The organism is Mesorhizobium sp. M0663 (assembly GCF_040320585.1).
In the GTDB taxonomy this organism is placed as follows: Bacteria; Pseudomonadota; Alphaproteobacteria; order Rhizobiales; family Rhizobiaceae; genus Mesorhizobium.
In genome coordinates this window covers 15102-30988 of the sequence record NZ_JAMYPX010000020.1, presented here as the reverse complement: position 1 = coordinate 30988, position 15887 = coordinate 15102, and the positions used below count along the sequence as shown (strand labels likewise).

Annotated in this window: 11 protein-coding genes and 1 tRNA gene; 5 read left to right on the top strand and 7 right to left on the bottom strand. The window is 64.2% G+C overall.

Going from position 1 to position 15887, the window contains the following annotated elements; translation table 11 throughout:
* Position 1 precedes the first annotated feature (1 nt).
* Positions 2-1621 carry an ABC transporter ATP-binding protein gene (locus NKI54_RS26115; RefSeq protein ID WP_352636395.1) on the top strand — a complete coding sequence of 540 codons (1620 nt, stop codon included), beginning with the start codon at positions 2-4 and terminating at the stop codon, positions 1619-1621.
* A gap of 70 nt (positions 1622-1691) precedes the next feature.
* Here NKI54_RS26115 and NKI54_RS26110 read toward each other — a convergent pair.
* Positions 1692-1768: transfer RNA gene (locus tag NKI54_RS26110), tRNA-Pro, on the bottom strand.
* Between the two features lie 205 nt (positions 1769-1973).
* On the opposite strand from NKI54_RS26110, the gene NKI54_RS26105 reads away from it, so the two are divergent.
* A complete protein-coding gene (locus NKI54_RS26105; RefSeq protein ID WP_502898249.1) occupies positions 1974-3488 on the top strand; it encodes a phosphomannomutase/phosphoglucomutase in 1515 nt (504 codons plus the stop codon).
* Between the two features lie 17 nt (positions 3489-3505).
* Positions 3506-5776 carry an AGE family epimerase/isomerase gene (locus NKI54_RS26100; protein ID WP_352692669.1) on the top strand — a complete coding sequence of 757 codons (2271 nt, stop codon included), beginning with the start codon at positions 3506-3508 and terminating at the stop codon, positions 5774-5776.
* Here NKI54_RS26100 and betB read toward each other — a convergent pair.
* The 5 genes from betB to betI are packed head-to-tail and all read right to left on the bottom strand — an operon-like array spanning position 5740 to position 12042.
* Entirely contained in the window at positions 5740-7203 is a 1464-nt protein-coding gene (gene betB, locus NKI54_RS26095) for a betaine-aldehyde dehydrogenase (RefSeq protein ID WP_352591574.1), read from the bottom strand. The two genes, NKI54_RS26100 and betB, sit on opposite strands and share 37 nt — an antisense overlap.
* A 59-nt stretch (positions 7204-7262) precedes the next feature.
* Positions 7263-8915: a choline dehydrogenase gene (betA, locus tag NKI54_RS26090; RefSeq protein ID WP_352591577.1), complete on the bottom strand. Its 1653-nt coding sequence runs from the start codon at positions 8913-8915 to the stop codon at positions 7263-7265.
* 3 nt (positions 8916-8918) lie between these two features.
* Positions 8919-9926 (bottom strand): threonine/serine dehydratase family protein, encoded by a 1008-nt coding sequence (locus tag NKI54_RS26085; protein WP_502897384.1) that lies wholly within the window; start codon positions 9924-9926, stop codon positions 8919-8921.
* Positions 9926-11455 carry a choline-sulfatase gene (betC, locus tag NKI54_RS26080; RefSeq protein WP_352618566.1) on the bottom strand — a complete coding sequence of 510 codons (1530 nt, stop codon included), beginning with the start codon at positions 11453-11455 and terminating at the stop codon, positions 9926-9928. Before betC ends, NKI54_RS26085 begins: the two co-directional genes overlap by 1 nt.
* A complete protein-coding gene (betI, locus tag NKI54_RS26075; RefSeq protein ID WP_352454288.1) occupies positions 11452-12042 on the bottom strand; it encodes a transcriptional regulator BetI in 591 nt (196 codons plus the stop codon). The genes betC and betI overlap by 4 nt, the downstream gene beginning before the upstream one ends.
* Before the next feature lie 224 nt (positions 12043-12266).
* On the opposite strand from betI, the gene NKI54_RS26070 reads away from it, so the two are divergent.
* Complete coding sequence (locus tag NKI54_RS26070; protein ID WP_352454289.1) at positions 12267-13433, top strand: acetyl-CoA acetyltransferase; 1167 nt, start codon at positions 12267-12269, stop codon at positions 13431-13433.
* Between the two features lie 26 nt (positions 13434-13459).
* Positions 13460-14464, top strand: a complete 1005-nt coding sequence (locus NKI54_RS26065) for an asparaginase (protein ID WP_352576889.1) — start codon at positions 13460-13462, stop codon at positions 14462-14464.
* On the opposite strand, the gene NKI54_RS26060 is transcribed toward NKI54_RS26065, so the two are convergent.
* The gene (locus NKI54_RS26060) at positions 14457-15833 is read right to left on the bottom strand and encodes a TIGR03808 family TAT-translocated repetitive protein (protein ID WP_352692668.1); all 1377 of its coding nucleotides are present in this window, start codon (positions 15831-15833) and stop codon (positions 14457-14459) included. The genes NKI54_RS26065 and NKI54_RS26060 overlap by 8 nt on opposite strands.
* Between the last annotated feature and the right edge of the window lie 54 nt (positions 15834-15887).

The window sequence follows — 15887 nt, the reverse complement described above, 5'->3', positions numbered from 1 at the left end:
GATGGCCGCTTCCGAAACCATCCTCAGCGTCAAGGACCTTCGGGTGCGCTTCCGCACCCTCGACGGTGTGGTGGAGGCGGTGAAGGGCATCAATATCCACGTCAAATCAGGCGAGACCGTCGCCGTCGTCGGCGAATCCGGTTCCGGCAAGAGCCAGACGATGATGGCGGCGATGAGCCTGCTCGCCTCGAACGGCGAAGCCACCGGCACCGTCGATTATCGCGGCCGCAATCTTTTGACCTTGAGCAAGCCCGAGCTCAACAAGATCCGCGGCCGCAAGATCAGCATGATCTTCCAGGAGCCGATGACGTCGCTAGACCCGCTCTATTCGATCGGCAACCAGCTGATCGAGCCGATCCGCAAGCATCGCGGACTTGGCGCCGCCACGGCGCGCGAGGAGGCGCTCAAGCTGCTGCGGCTGGTCCATATTCCCGATCCGGAGCGGCGGATGAAATCCTATCCGCACGAGTTGTCGGGCGGTCAGCGCCAGCGCGTCATGATCGCCATGGCGTTGGCCAACGACCCCGACATACTGATCGCCGACGAGCCGACGACCGCGCTCGACGTCACCATCCAGGCGCAGATCCTCATGCTGCTCGCCGAATTGCAGCGCAAGCTCGGCATGGCGATCGTCTTCATCACTCACGATCTCGGCATCGTCCGGCGCTTTGCCGATCGGGTCTATGTGATGCGCTATGGCGAGGTGGTCGAGGAGGGCGAGGCGGAAGCGATCTTCGCCAACCCGCAGCACGGCTACACCAAGATGCTGCTTGCCGCCGAACCGACCGGCACCAAGGCGCCGCCGCCTCCGAATGCCCCTGTCCTGCTTGAAGGCAGGAACGTCGAGGTGACCTTCAAGATCGGCGGCGGATTTCTTGGCGGCGAGCCGCTGCTGCTGCGCGCCGTCGATCGCATTTCGATACGGCTGAAGCGCAACCAGACGATCGGCATCGTCGGCGAATCCGGCTCGGGAAAATCGACGCTCGGCCGCGCCTTGCTGCGGCTCCTGCCCAGCGACGGTATCATCCGGCTTGGTGACCGCGACATTTCCCACGCCGACCGCCAGGCGATGCGGCCGCTGCGGCGCGAATTGCAGCTGGTTTTCCAGGATCCGTTCGGCTCGCTGTCGCCACGCATGACCGTCGGCCAGATCATCACCGAGGGGCTCCTGGTCCATGAGCCCAATCTGTCGGGCAGGCAGCGCGATCTCCGCGCGGTCGATGCCTTGCTCGAAGTCGGGCTCGACCCGAACACGCGCAACCGCTATCCGCATGAATTCTCCGGCGGTCAGCGGCAGCGCATCGCCATTGCGCGCGCCATGATACTCAAGCCTAAAGTGGTGGTGCTGGACGAGCCGACCTCGGCGCTGGACCGCTCCGTGCAGAAGCAGATCGTCGAATTGCTGCGCAAGCTGCAGGCCGATCACGAACTGTCCTATCTGTTCATCAGCCACGATCTCGCCGTCGTGCGCGCCATGGCCGACTACATCATCGTCATGAAGCAGGGCAAGATCGTCGAGGAGGGACCGGCCGAGGCGATCTTCAGCAATCCGCAGGCAACCTATACGCAGACACTGATGGCCGCGGCCATCGACGTGACGCGATTTCGCCTGAGCGCATAGCGCGATTGGTCAGAACTGCGGCGGATGGTGGTTGTTTCGGGAACAAAAACAGCTAAGCCGCTGTTTTTTCTGGTCGGAGTGGCAGGATTTGAACCTGCGACCCCATCGTCCCGAACGATGTGCGCTACCAGGCTGCGCTACACTCCGTGACCAGACCGCGGGCTTATAGCCGCCGCGTTTGGTTACTGCAAGCGCCAATGGCAGCGCTTCTGTCGCATTTCTTTCGCTTTCGCCGCCACGTCATACAGGTTTCAGTTTCCTGTCGCACAAACACGGCTTAAAGGGCTTCTGGGTAACCGTCCACTTGCCTCGAAGCACCTGATTCAGCCGCCTGGAGTTTGCAGCCTTGTCGATGAAGATCGTTAGCGATGTCAGACCAAACACTTTTGAGTTTGAAAACTCGGCGCTGATCAAGCCGTCCGGGTTTCGCGAATATGATGCGCGCTGGTGGTTCGGCCATCCCGGCTCGAACGAAACGCCGGAACTCAATCTGATCGGCGTCCAGGCGCTCGGCATGGGGCTCGGCACGCTGATCCGTCGCCTGGGTGCCGGACCCGACATCGTCACCGGTCACGATTTCCGCTCCTATTCGCTTGCCATAAAGCTGGCCCTGGTTTCCGGGCTGATGGCGGCCGGCGCACGGGTCAAGGATGTCGGGCTTGCGCTGTCGCCGATGGCTTATTTCGCCCAGTTCGCGCTCGACACGCCCTCCGTCGCCATGGTCACTGCCTCGCACAACGAGAATGGCTGGACCGGCGTCAAGATGGGCGCGGCGCGCCCGCTGACTTTTGGTCCGGAGGAGATGAGCGCGTTGAAGGCAATCGTGCTCTCAGGCGATTTCGATCTTGTCGGTGGCGGCTCCTATGACTTCGTTGCGGACTTCCGCAAAACCTACCTTGACGATCTGACAGCAGGAAAGGGTATCTCCAGGAAGCTCAAGGTGGTGGCCGCCTGCGGCAACGGCACCGCCGGGGCTTTCGCTCCCGAGGCACTGGAAAGGATCGGCTGCGAGGTGATCCCGCTCGACGTCGAGCTCGATCATACGTTTCCCAATTACAATCCCAACCCCGAAGACATGCAGATGCTGCACGCCATTCGCGACAAGGTGCTGGAAACGGACGCCGATGTCGGGCTAGGCTTCGACGGCGACGGCGATCGCTGCGGCGTGGTGGACAATGAAGGCAACGAGATTTTCGCCGACAAGGTCGGCGTCATGCTGGCGCGCGACATTTCGCACCTCTATCCCGGCTCGACTTTCGTCGTCGACGTCAAGTCGACCGGATTGTTCATGACTGACAAGGTGTTGCGGGAAAATGGCGCAGTCACCGACTATTGGAAAACCGGTCACTCCTATATCAAGCGGCGCGTCGCCGAACTCGGCGCCGCCGCCGGTTTCGAAAAATCGGGCCATTTCTTCTTCAATCCGCCGATCGGCCGCGGCTATGACGATGGCCTGATCACGGCCATCGCCATATGCCAGATGCTGGATCGCAGCCCGCAAAGCAGCATGGCCGACCTCTATCGCGATCTGCCGCTGACCTTCGGCACGCCGACCATGTCGCCACACTGCGCCGACGAGCTCAAATACGGCGTCGTCGAGCGCGTCGTAGGCGATTTTCGCAAGATGAAGAACGACGGCGCGATCTTCGCCGGCCAGAAGATCGCCGAACTGATCACCGTCAACGGCGTCAGGGTCGTGGCGGAGGATGGTACCTGGGGGTTGGTGCGCGCATCATCGAACAAGCCGGAGCTTGTGGTGGTGGTGGAGAGCCCGGTATCGTCCGAGCGGCGCCGGCAGATGTTCGAAGCCGTCGATGCGGTGCTGCGCCGCAGCCCCGAAGTCGGCGCCTACAATCAGACCTTTTGAGCACGAGGCTTGTTTTCATGACCGAACGGATCGTCAGTTTTGTGATGAGCGGCGGCGTCGGCTCGCGGCTGTGGCCATTGTCGCGCGAGGACAATCCCAAGCAGTTCCATGATTTCTCCGGCGACGGCTCAATGCTGGCCAAGACGCTGCGCCGGCTGACGGCGCGGCTGGAAGGCGAAACGCCGGTTTTCCTGATTGCCTCGGAAAGGCATGCCGACCGCGTTCATGCCGACATTGCCGGTCACGAGCTTTCCGGCGGCGGCCCGCTGTTCGAGCCGACCGGACGCAACACCGCCGCGGCCGTCGCCTTGGCAAGCCTGCGCACGCTGTCGGAATTCGGCGACAGCCTGGTGCTGGTGGTGCCGTCCGATCATGAGATCGCGACGCCACAGCAATTCTGGCGGAGCATCGAGGCCGGCACGGCGGCCGCGCGCGAAGGCAGGCTGGTGGTGTTCGGCATCAAGCCCGCCCAACCCGAGACCGGTTACGGCTACATCGAGGTGGCCGGCGAGCGCGATGGCATCTGCGATGTCTCGCGTTTCGTCGAAAAACCCGATCTCGCCACGGCGCAGAGCTATCTCGAGGCCGGCAATTTCTACTGGAACACCGGCATCTTCCTGTTTCGCGCCAGTGCCATGCGCGACGCGTTCATGGCCTTCCAGCCCGACATCTGGAGCGCCACAGAGGCTGCCTACCAGGCTGCGACATCGGATCTTTCCGGCCTCTACATGCCTCTGGAGCTCTATGCCGCCATCCCATCGACATCGATCGACTATGCGATCATGGAGCGCGCCAGCGGCATCGCCATGGTGCCGGCCAGCTTTCGCTGGAACGATCTCGGCTCCTGGCAATCGCTGCTCGATGTCGGCCCCTCCGACAGGCAGGGCAATGTCATCGTCGGCGATGTCGTCGCCATCGATTGCGAGAGCTCCTATATCCGCAGCGACGGCCGCCTGCTGTCGGCCATAGGGCTGAAGGACGTCGCCATCGTGTCGACCGCCGACGCCACTTTCGTTGCTCCGGTCAGCCACAGCCAGAACGTCAAGAAGATCGTCGAGCAGCTCGAAAAAAGCGGCCGCCTTGAGACCAGGTTCACGCCCGCCGACGACCGCGTCATCGAAAGCGGCGCCTGGCAGCGCCGCGTGCACCATTGGCTGTTCGAGGAGACGGTGCCGTTGTGGTCGACGGTCGGCGTCGATGAGCGCCATGGCGGTTTCCACGAGGCGCTCGGCTTCGATGCCGCCCCGCTGATGAAACCCAAGCGCATGCGCACGCAGGCCAGGCAGATCTACGCCTTCGCCGTCGCCAAGGCGCGCGGCTGGAACGGCCCGGCCGATCGGCTGATCAGCCACGGCCTCGAATTCATGGCCAGGCACGGACGTACCGACAATGGCGGCTGGGTACGCACGCTCAACGTCGACGGCACCGTCGCCGACGCTGCCGAGGATGCCTATGACCATTCCTGCGTGCTCCTGGCGCTGGCGCATGCCCATATGTGCGGCAATCCCGATGCGTTGCGGCTTGGCCAGGAGACCTTTGCGTTCATCGACGCGCATCTCGAGGACGAACGCCTGACCGGCTTCCGCGAGACCTCGAGCGGCGAGGGCGAGCGCCGCTCCAACCCGCACATGCATCTGCTCGAGGCATTCCTGGCCTGGCATCAGGCGACCGGCGAGCGCGCCTATCTTCGCCGCGCCGCGCGCATCGTCGATCTGTTTCGCAGCCATTTCTTCGACCCGGAAAGCTGGACGCTGGGTGAGTATTTCGACCATGAATGGCGGCCGGCCCCTGGCGAGAAGGGCACGTGGACGGAACCCGGCCATCATTTCGAATGGGCCTCGCTGCTGGTCGACTTCGCCGGGCGCAGCGGCCAGAGCGGCTTGACCGGCCTTGCCCGGAAACTTTATGCGTCGGCGATTGCCAATGGCCTGAACCGCGCCACGGGCCTCGCCTACGGCGCGGTCTCGCGGCAAGGACTGCCGCTCGACCGCGTCTCGCGCAGCTGGCCACAGGCCGAAGCGATCAAGGCGGCGATCGCGCTGGACGGTTCGGGCGGTCCGGACCTGAAGCCGGAGATCGAGGCGCGCGTCGGCCGGCTGTTCCGCTGGCACATCAATCCGGCACCGCTCGGCCTGTGGATCGACCGCATCGACGAGCGTGGTCGCTCCTTGGCGAGCGAGGTGCCGGCCAGCATCTTCTATCATCTCGTCTGCGCGCTGACGCAGTATCTGGACGGCACGGCGCCCAAGGATCAGTACGGGCTGGCGACATCCCCGGTCTCGACATAGACCGACTTCAGCTGCGAATAGAGCGCCAGTGCCGCGAGCGAATTCTCGCGTCCGATGCCGGACTGCTTGAAGCCGCCGAAGGGGATTTCGACCGGCGTCAGATTGTAGGCGTTGATCCAGCAGGTGCCGGCCTGCAGTTCGGCGATGACACGATGGGCGCGCGCCAGGTCGCGGGTGAACACGCCGGCGGCGAGGCCGAATTCGGTGTCGTTGGCGCGCTCGATCACCTCGTCCTCGCTGTCGAATTTCAGCACGCTCATGACCGGCCCGAAAATCTCCTCGCGGGCGATGCGCATCGTGTCGACGACACCGGTGAACACCGTCGGCTCGACGAAGAAGCCGCCCTGAAAACCCTGCAGCGAAGGCACGTTGCCGCCGCAGGCGAGCACCGCGCCATCCTGCTTGCCGGCCTCGATGTAAGAGACCACCTTGTCGTGCTGCGCCTTCGAGACCAGCGGCCCCATCTGCGTGTCCGGATCGAGTGGATCGCCGATGCGGATTTTCTTCGTCCGTTCGGTCAGCCTCTCGACGAAATGGTCATGGATGCCGCTCTGCACGAAGACCCGCGTGCCGTTGGAGCAGATCTGGCCGGTCGAATAGAAATTGCCGAGCATCGCGCCGCCGATGGCATTTTCGAGGTTGGCGTCTTCGAAGACGATCAGCGGCGACTTGCCGCCGAGCTCCATCGTTGCGTGCTTCATCTTCGAGCCGGCGAGCGACAGCACTTTGCGGCCTGTCGGCACCGAGCCGGTCACCGAGACCTTTGCGACAACATCATGGCCGACAAGGCCGGCGCCGACATCGCCAAAACCCTGCACGACGTTGAACAGCCCGTCGGGCAGCCCGGCCTCGGTGTAGATTTCGGCGAGCGCCAGCGCTGAAAGCGGCGTGTTTTCCGATGGTTTGAAAACCATCGCATTGCCCATGGCGAGGGCGGGTGCGGATTTCCAGCCGGCGATCTGGATCGGATAGTTCCAGGCGCCGATGCCGACGCACACGCCGAGCGCCTCGCGCCTGGTATAGGCAAAGGGTCCGCCGAGATCGACGGCCTCGCCATTAAAGGTGGTGACGGCACCGCCGAAATATTCGAGGCAGTCGGCCGCCGACGGGGCGTCCGCAACCAGCGTCTCCTGGATCGGCTTACCGGTATCCAGCGTCTCGATGCGCGCCAGATCGGCATTGCGCGCGCGCAAAATGTCGGCGGCACGGCGCAGGATGCGGCCGCGCTCGACCGGCTTCAGCCGAGCCCAGGCCGGCTGTGCCGCACGCGCGGCCTCGATCGCGAGTTCCAGCACGTTCGGCGTCGCCGAGCGCAGCATGGCGATGGTCTCGCCGGTTGCCGGATAGATAACCGGCAGCGCTGCGCCGCGCTCGTCGTCGATATAGCGGCCGTTGACATAATGCGATGCCGTTGGCTGGGCGCGCATGACTGTTCTCCAAATCGTCTTGTCGCGGCATGCGGAATATGCGTCCGCCGGATCATGGCCTATCTGTCCGACACCTGCCAGCGCGGATTGATCCATGGTTCCTGGTTGGACGGTGGCAGCGGCGTACGCCCGAGAATGTGGTCGGCGGCCTTCTCGCCGGTCATGATCGACGGCGCGTTGAGATTGCCGTTGGTGACGCGTGGAAAGATCGAGGAATCGGCGACCCGAAGCCCTTCGACGCCAATGACGCGGCATTCCGGATCGACGACGCTCATCGCATCATCGGCACGGCCCAACTTGCAGGTGCCGCAAGGGTGGTAGGCGCTTTCGGCGTGGTCGCGAATGAAGGCGTCGAGCTCTTCATCCGATTGTACATGCGAGCCCGGCGACAGTTCCTTGCCTCGGTACGGATCGAAGGCCGCTTGCCCGAAGATCTCGCGGGTCAGCCGGATGCAGTGGCGGAACTCCGTCCAGTCGTCCGGATGCGACATGTAGTTGAAGCGGATCACCGGCTTCGATTTGGGATCGGGCGAGCGCAGCGTGACCGAACCGCGCGACTTCGACCGCATCGGCCCGACATGCGCCTGGAAACCATGCGCCTTGGCCGCCGCCTTGCCGTCATAGCGGACCGCGGCCGGGATGAAGTGATACTGGATATCCGGATAGTCGACGCCGGCGCGCGAGCGTACGAAGGCGGCCGCCTCGAAATGATTGGTGGCGCCGAGGCCGGACTTGAAGAACAGCCATTGTGCCCCGATCAGCGCCTTCGAGAACGGGTTCAGCACCGAGTTCAGCGTGATCTGCTTCGTCGATTCCTGCTGGATGTAGAGTTCCATATGGTCCTGCAGATTGCGACCGACGCCGGGCCGGTCGACAATCACCGGAATGCCGTTCTCCCTAAGGTGCTGGCCGGGGCCGATGCCGGACAGCATCAGGATCTTGGGTGAGTTGATCGAGGACGCGGCAACGATCACCTCGCGCCGCGCTCTGATCACCTGAATTCGTTTGCGCACTTCGATCTCGACGCCGGTGGCGCGTTGATTCTCGATGATTACCCGCCGGGCGAAACCCTTGACCAGGCTGACATTTTTCCGCCTCAGCGCCGGCCTCAGATAGGCGCTCGCTGCGGACCAGCGACGGCCGCCGCGGATGGTCTGCTCCATCGGCCCAAAGCCTTCCTGCTTCGCGCCGTTATAGTCGTCGGTCAGCTCGAAACCGGCCTGACGGCCTGCCTTGACGAAGGCGCCGTAGAGTGGGTTCGTCCTCGAGCCGCGCTGCACAGTCAGCGGGCCGCCGTGGCCGCGCCAGCCATTCTCGCCGCCATTGCTGTCCTCCATGCGCTTGAAGTACGGGAGCACATCGGCAAAGCCCCAGCCGGTCGCGCCCTGTTCGGCCCAATGGTCGAAGTCGCGGGCATGGCCGCGCACATAGACCATGCCGTTGATCGACGACGAGCCGCCGATGACCTTGCCGCGCGGCGTCGCCAGCACGCGGCCGCCGAGGTGCGGCTCCGGCTCGCTGGCAAAGCCCCAGTCATAGAGGCTCATATTGAGCGGGATCGACAGTGCCGACGGCATCTGGATCAGCGGGCCGATATCGCTGCCGCCATATTCGATGACGATCACCGAATGCTTGCCGTCCTCCGACAGCCGGTAGGCCATGGCCGAACCGGCCGAGCCGGAGCCGATGATGACGAAATCCGCTTCAAGCATGGTTCATGCGCGCCCGTGGTTCATATGCGCAATGAAATCGGCCAGCGAGACGTTGCCGCCGGTTGCCATTACGAGAACGGTCTTGCCGGTGACGTCGACCTTGCCGCCGAGCAACGCCGCCAGCGAAGCAGCGCCGGATGGCTCGAGCACCAGCTTCAGCCGCTCGAAGGCGAGGCGCATGGCGCGCCGCACCGAAGCATCGTCGACGGTGACGCCGCGAACGCCGGCGGCCTTCACCGCTGCGAACGGCGCGTCGCCGGGCCGCCGCGACATCAGCCCGTCGCAAATCGATTTCGGCCCGATCGGCATGGTTTCGATGGCGCCATGCGCCAGCGACGAGCCCATGCCGTCAAAACCTTCCGGCTCGACACCGATGATCTTCGTGGCTGGCGACAGGTAGTGAAAGGCCAGTGAAACACCGCCGATCAGGCCGCCGCCGCCGACCGAGCAGAACAAGAGATCGGCCTCCGCTTGCCTGGCGGCGATCTGGTCGAGTGCCTCCAGCCCGGCACCGGCTTGGCCGGCGACGATCTCCGGATCGTCGAACGGGTGTAGCAGCGCCAGGCCTTCGCTCGCAGCGATCTCGCGCGCCTTGGCGGCGGCGACTTCCTCACGCGCGCGCTCGCCATGGTCAGTCAGCACCACGCGCGCGCCGTAACCCAATGTGGCGTCGCGCTTGGCGGCCGGCGCGTCGATCGGCATGACGATGGTGACGGGAATGCCAAGCGCTTGGCCAGCCGCCGCTAGCCCCTGCGCAAAATTGCCGGAGGAGTAGGCGACGACGCCCTTTTTGGCTTCGTCAGGCGAGAGCTTCTTCAGCCGCCAGTAGGCGCCGCGCACCTTGAACGATCCTGCCCATTGCAGCGATTCGGCCTTGACGAAGACGCGGGCGGCGCCGGTCTCGCGCGCGAGTGCCGCCGATTCCAGCAGCGGCGTGACCTGCGTCGCCTTGGAGGTGACGGCATAGGCCTGCCTGAGATGGTCGAGCGAGGGGACGAGACTATCTGCCATCATTCGCCTCGCGGAAAGCGCTTCTGCTCTTCGAGCAGGTCGAGGTTCATGTGGTTGCGCATGTAGCGCTCCGATGCCTTCTGCAGCGGCTGGAATTCCCAGGGATAATGGGTGCCGTTGCGCAGCGCCGGGTAGACCACCCAGCGGCGTGCCTGGCTGGCACGCACCGCCGCGTCGAAGGCCGCCATGTCCCAGCGCGCCCGCACCTTGTCGGTGAAAGCGGCCACCAATGCCGCATTGGCCGGATCGGCGGCGAGATTGGTCAGTTCCTGCGAATCCGATTCAAGATCAAACAGTTGCGGCGGATCGATCTCGCAATGGATGAATTTGTAGCGGCCCTCGCGCATCGCCACCATCGGCGCATTGGAGCCTTCGGCGGCATATTCCATCAGCACCAGCGCGGAGCGTTTCTTTCCGTTCAGCAACGGCAGCAGCGACTGGCCGTCGGTCCACGGCGCAATCGCGCTGATGTCGATGCCGGCGAGGTCGCAAAGCGTCGGCGTCACGTCGAGATTGGAGACCGGCGTGCCGATCAGGCCGGCGGCGATGCCCTTGCCGGCGATCATCAGCGGCACCCGCGCCGAACCTTCGAAAAAGCACATCTTGAACCACAGGCCGCGCTCGCCCAGCATGTCGCCATGGTCCGAGCAGAACAGGATGATCGTGTCGTCGAGCATGTGTGTGTGCTCGAGCACCGACATCAATTCGCCGAGCTTGTCGTCGAGATAGGAGATGTTGGCGAAATAGCCGCGCCGTGCGCGGCGTATCTGCTCAGCGGTGATGTCGAACCTGTCATAGTCGCTGGCGCGGTAGAGCCGCTGCGAATGCGGGTCCTGCCTGTCGTAGGGAATGAAGCCGACCTCAGGCTCGAGCGCCGGGCAATCCTCGTAGAGGTCCCAGTATTGCCGCCGTGCGACGTAAGGATCGTGCGGATGGGTGAAGGAAACCGTCAAGCACCAGGGCCGATGTGCGGCATCGTCGGAGACGCGGGCAAAATCATAAAGCTTCTGCACCGCATGGAAGGCGACCTCGTCGTCATATTCCAGCTGGTTGGTGATCTCGGCAGTACCGGCGCCGCTGACGGAGCCGAGATTGTGATACCACCAGTCGATGCGCTCGCCGGGTTTGCGATAGTCGGGTGTCCAGCCGAAATCGGCCGGATAGATGTCGGTGGTCAGCCGCTCCTCGAAACCGTGCAACTGGTCCGGCCCGACGAAATGCATCTTGCCGGAGAGGCAGGTGTGATAACCTGCGGCGCGCAGATGATGGGCAAAGGTCGGGATCGAAGACGCGAATTCGGCGGCGTTGTCATAGACTCCGGTGCGTGACGGCAACTGGCCGCTCATGAATGCGGCGCGGCCCGGCGCGCAGAGCGGCGAGGCCGTGTAATTGTTGCAAAAACGCGCCGAACGCGCGGCGAGCGCCTTCAGATGCGGCGCGTGCAGGAAGTCCGCCGGCCCATCCGGAAACAGCGTTCCGTTGAGCTGATCGACCATGACGATCAGGATGTTGGGTCGCTTGGATGTCACTGCTTCTGCCGTCCGCTGAGCTTCGTTTCGAGATAGTCCTCGACCAGTGCAATCGCGGTCGCGGCATCAGGAACACCGTCCTTCAGCGCGCGCCTGATATAGAGCCCGTCGATCAGCGCCGCGGTCGCTTCGGCGACCCGGTCGGCCTCGCTTCTCGGCAGGATGCCGGCCAGCCCGCTGAGCAGATTGGAATGCAGCCGGCGCGCATAGACCTTGAGCAGCCGGCGGAGTGCTGCCGATTTCTGCGCCTCGACATAGAAGGCGAGCCAGGCGGCGATCGTTTCGGGCTGGAACTGGATGTCGGAGAAATTGACCGCGACCACCGCCGAGACGCGCTGGCGCGCCGTGCCGGCCGCGCGAAGTGCACGGCGCGTATCGGCGGTGAGCTCGCTCAGGATGTGCCGCATCGTCGCCAACAGCAATTCGTCCTTGACGCCGAAATAATGGTGGGCAAGCGCCGAGGACACGCCGGCGCGCCCGGCGATTTCCGACATCGTCACATCAAGCGAACCGCGCTCGCCGATCGCCGAGATCGTTGCGTCGATGAGCGCCCTGCGGCGCAACGGCTCCATTCCGAGTTTCGGCATTCCTGCTCCGGCCTGTTGGGACAAGATTATTTTTTATTGACGCATCAATCAACAAAAATCCGGCCTGATTTGCTGGCAAAAGCCAGGCACTATGACCAGATGATCAAGATCAAGCGATTGTGCGGTTCTGGCCCCTTCACGAGGCCGGCGAAACGGTTCATGCTTGAACAATGCTGATGCGCGCGCAGTATCGCGTAGCCCGGGTCCACAGGATGGAGATCGCCATGACAGCATGCATCGTCGGTTGGGCGCATTCGCGCTTCGGCAAGCTCGAAGGCGAGACGCTGGAGGGCCTGATCACCAAGGTGGCAGTCGAGGCGCTCGATCATGCCGGCATCGGTCCGGATGACGTCGACGAGATCGTGCTCGGCCACTTCAACGCCGGGTTTTCCGCCCAGGATTTCACCGCGAGCCTGGTCCTCCAGGCCGATGACCGGCTGCGCTTCAAGCCGGCGACCCGCGTCGAGAACGCCTGCGCCACCGGCTCGGCGGCGGTCAGGCAAGGCATCCGCGCCATCGACGCCAATGCCGCCCGTATCGTGTTGGTGGTCGGCGCCGAGCAGATGACGACGACGCCCGGTCCCGAGATCGGCAAGAACCTGCTCAAGGCCTCGTATCTGCCGGAGGACGGTGACACGCCGGCAGGCTTCGCCGGCGTCTTCGGCAAGATCGCCCAAGCCTATTTCCAGCGCTACGGCGACCAGTCGGATGCGCTGGCGATGATCGCCGCCAAGAACCACAAGAACGGCGTCGACAATCCCTACGCGCAGATGCGCAAGGATTTCGGCTACGAGTTCTGCCGGCAGGAAAGCGAAAAAAACCCCTTCGTCGCCGGTCCGCTGAAGCGCACAGATTGCTCGCTGGTTTCGGACGGTGCCGCCGCGCTTGTCCTTGCCGACACGGCCACGGCGCTGAAGATGCGCCGCGCCGTCGCCTTCCGCGCCAATGAGCATGTTCAGGATTTCCTGCCGATGTCGAAGCGCGACATTCTCGCCTTCGAAGGCTGCGAGCAGGCCTGGAACCAGGCGCTGAAGCAGGCGGGCGTGACGCTCGGCGACCTGTCCTTCGTCGAGACGCATGACTGTTTCACCATCGCCGAACTGATCGAGTATGAGGCGATGGGCCTGGCCAAGCCGGGCGAGGGCGCCAAGCTGGCCCTGGATGGCGAGACGGCGAAAGATGGAAGGCTGCCGGTCAATCCGTCCGGTGGACTGAAGGCCAAGGGCCACCCGATCGGTGCCACCGGCGTATCGATGCATGTGCTGAGCGCCATGCAGCTTGTCGGCGAGGCGGGCGGCATCCAGGTGCCGGGAGCAAAACTCGGCGGCATCTTCAACATGGGTGGTGCCGCGGTCGCCAACTACGTTTCCATTCTCGACCGGATCAGATAAACCCGCCCGCATTTGCGGGAGGTGACATGACAAATCCGGTTCTGGTCGAAGTCTTGCGCGGCGCGATCGTCGAGAGCGCCCATCGCGGTGCTGTTGCCGTCTTCGACGCCGACGGCAAGCCCGTCTGGGAGATCGGCGACACGGCACAGCCGGTGTTCCCGCGCTCGGCGGTCAAGGCGATCCAGGCGCTGCCGCTGGTCGAGAGCGGCGCTGCCGATGCCTACGGCTTCGGTGACCGGGAGCTGGCGCTGGCCTGCGCCTCGCATTCCGGCGAGCCGCCACATGTCGAGCTCGCGCGCGCCATGCTGGCGAAGGCCGGCCTGGACGAGACGGCACTCGAATGCGGCGCGCATTGGCCGTCGAGCCATGGAGCGACGCTGGCACTTGCCCGCGCCGGCCGTGCGCCGAACACCTTGCACAACAATTGTTCCGGCAAGCACTCAGGCTTCCTATGCACCTGCGTTCACAGCGGCATCGCCCATCGTGGTTACGTCAAGGCTGGCCATGCTTCGCAGGAGATGGTGCGCGAAGCGATGCAGGCGGTGACCGGTGCTGCCCATGACGCCGATCACCGCGGCACCGACGGCTGCTCGATTCCGACCTATGCCGTGCCGTTGCGCAGCTTTGCCCTTGGCTTTGCCCGCATGGCGACAGGTGCCGGCTTCGAGCCGGTGCGCGCCCGGGCGGCGAAGCGGCTGCTTTCTGCCTGCATGGCCGAGCCGTTTTTCGTCGCCGGCACGGGCAGGTCCGATGTCGCGATGATGGAGGCCGCGCCGGGCCGGATTTTCGTCAAGGGAGGCGCCGAAGGTGTTTTTTGCGCCGCCGTTCCGGAGCTCTGCCTTGGCATCGCGCTGAAATGCGACGATGGCGCCGGCCGCGCCGCTGAAGTGATGGTCGCGGCCGTGCTGGCAAAGCTGCTGCACGCCGACCACGCGCTCGCTGCGAAACTGACCGAACAAGCAAATCCGCCTATCGAGAGCCGGATCGGCGCCAAAGTCGGCGCGCTCCGACCGACGGCCACCCTCAACTGACGTGGTTGCGCTCGACGGTCAAATGCGCATAGCCGGCATTGCCTGATGCGGCGAGGTCGCCGGTCACTCGCTCGGCCCAGCGTTGGCCGACGATCGCGCCGTTCTGGACTCCGTCGATGACATTGTCGGAGATGATTGCCGTTCCGGCACCTTCAACCACGCTGACGACGATGCCGGTTCCGGCCTTGCGGACGATGTTTCCCGTGGCGACCACATTGCGCATGAACGGTCCCCAGCCGATCTGCATGCCGTAGAGCGGCGCATTCTCGACGACGTTGCCGGAAACGGTGGTGTCGGCCTCGACGCTGATGCCGACGCCGAAGCCGGGCGCGTCCGCAGGGTAGGGGCCGCTGGTCGCCAGATTGCGGACGATGTTGCCGGAGCACACGCCCATGCGGCCGCCTTCGTTGAAATTGACGATCGAAATACCGTTCGCAGCACCATCGACGATGTTGTTGCCGATGACGGCGCCTTCGAACGAGAATTCGGAATACACGGCCGTCTCCCCCGAACGCGAGCAGGTGTTGCCGGTGATCTGCAAATTGCGGGAACTGTTGGCGCGGATCGCCGAGAACGCGCAATCCGAAACAATATTGCCGGAGATGATGACGTTACCGGCGCGGAAGGCGTTGATACCGTTGCCGTTCTGGCCGGTTCCGCCGCCGCGCGCCTGGATGCGTTCGATCCGGTTGCCGCTGATGATGGTGCCGTCTTCCGCTGCCTGCCAGCGGTGCACGAGGATGCCGCCATTGGCGCAGTCGGAGACGCTATTGCCTGATATTTCCAGGCCATCGGCCTCGACCGAATAGATGCCGGCATCGGCCGCACCGGATATCTCCGAGCGCTGGATGCGGCCCGAGGCGTGTTCGAGCGCCAGACCGTTCTTGCCGCTGCCGGTCATCTGGCAGTTGTCGACGACCAGATGGGCGATGCGGCGCAGATCGAGCAGGCCTTGCGTGTAGTCGCCCATCCAGCGGTTGCTGCCATCGAACACCAGCCCGCTGAGTTCGATATGCTCGGCCCGTTCGGCCATGATGAGATGGCCATTGCCGCCATAGACGATCCGCGATGCGCCCGGCACGCCGGACAGGCGCACCCGGCCGGGCAGCGACAGGTTGGAAACGATATAGATCCCCGGCGGCAGGAACACCGGCATGTCGCGGTCGTGCGCGTCTCGCAGCAGCTTGGTGAAAGCCTTGCTCTGATCGTCTAGCGCGCCGGGCCGGACGCCGCGCTCGGTCGCGTTGATCGCGCAACGCATCGCGGCTTTCTCAATGCCGGGAAGGTTCTTCGCCGCTGCCTTGCCGAGCGAAAGCCCCATGACGGCAAAGCCGGCGGTCTGCGCAAGCAGCGTTCGTCTGTTCAACATCGGCACAGATCCCTTGCGTCCAACGCTCACGCCGCAGGATTCGTGCCAGACTAG

Bases quoted from the DNA above. Each gene is read 5' to 3' on its own strand.
- NKI54_RS26115 (WP_352636395.1), top strand. From the start codon at position 2: ATGGCCGCTTCCGAAACCATCCTCAGCGTCAAGGACCTTCGGGTGCGC.
- NKI54_RS26105 (WP_502898249.1), top strand. From the start codon at position 1,974: ATGAAGATCGTTAGCGATGTCAGACCAAACACTTTTGAGTTTGAAAAC.
- NKI54_RS26100 (WP_352692669.1), top strand. From the start codon at position 3,506: ATGACCGAACGGATCGTCAGTTTTGTGATGAGCGGCGGCGTCGGCTCG.
- betB (WP_352591574.1), bottom strand. From the start codon at position 7,203: ATGCGCGCCCAGCCAACGGCATCGCATTATGTCAACGGCCGCTATATC.
- betA (WP_352591577.1), bottom strand. From the start codon at position 8,915: ATGCTTGAAGCGGATTTCGTCATCATCGGCTCCGGCTCGGCCGGTTCG.
- NKI54_RS26085 (WP_502897384.1), bottom strand. From the start codon at position 9,926: ATGGCAGATAGTCTCGTCCCCTCGCTCGACCATCTCAGGCAGGCCTAT.
- betI (WP_352454288.1), bottom strand. From the start codon at position 12,042: ATGCCGAAACTCGGAATGGAGCCGTTGCGCCGCAGGGCGCTCATCGAC.
- NKI54_RS26070 (WP_352454289.1), top strand. From the start codon at position 12,267: ATGACAGCATGCATCGTCGGTTGGGCGCATTCGCGCTTCGGCAAGCTC.
- NKI54_RS26065 (WP_352576889.1), top strand. From the start codon at position 13,460: ATGACAAATCCGGTTCTGGTCGAAGTCTTGCGCGGCGCGATCGTCGAG.
- NKI54_RS26060 (WP_352692668.1), bottom strand. From the start codon at position 15,833: ATGTTGAACAGACGAACGCTGCTTGCGCAGACCGCCGGCTTTGCCGTC.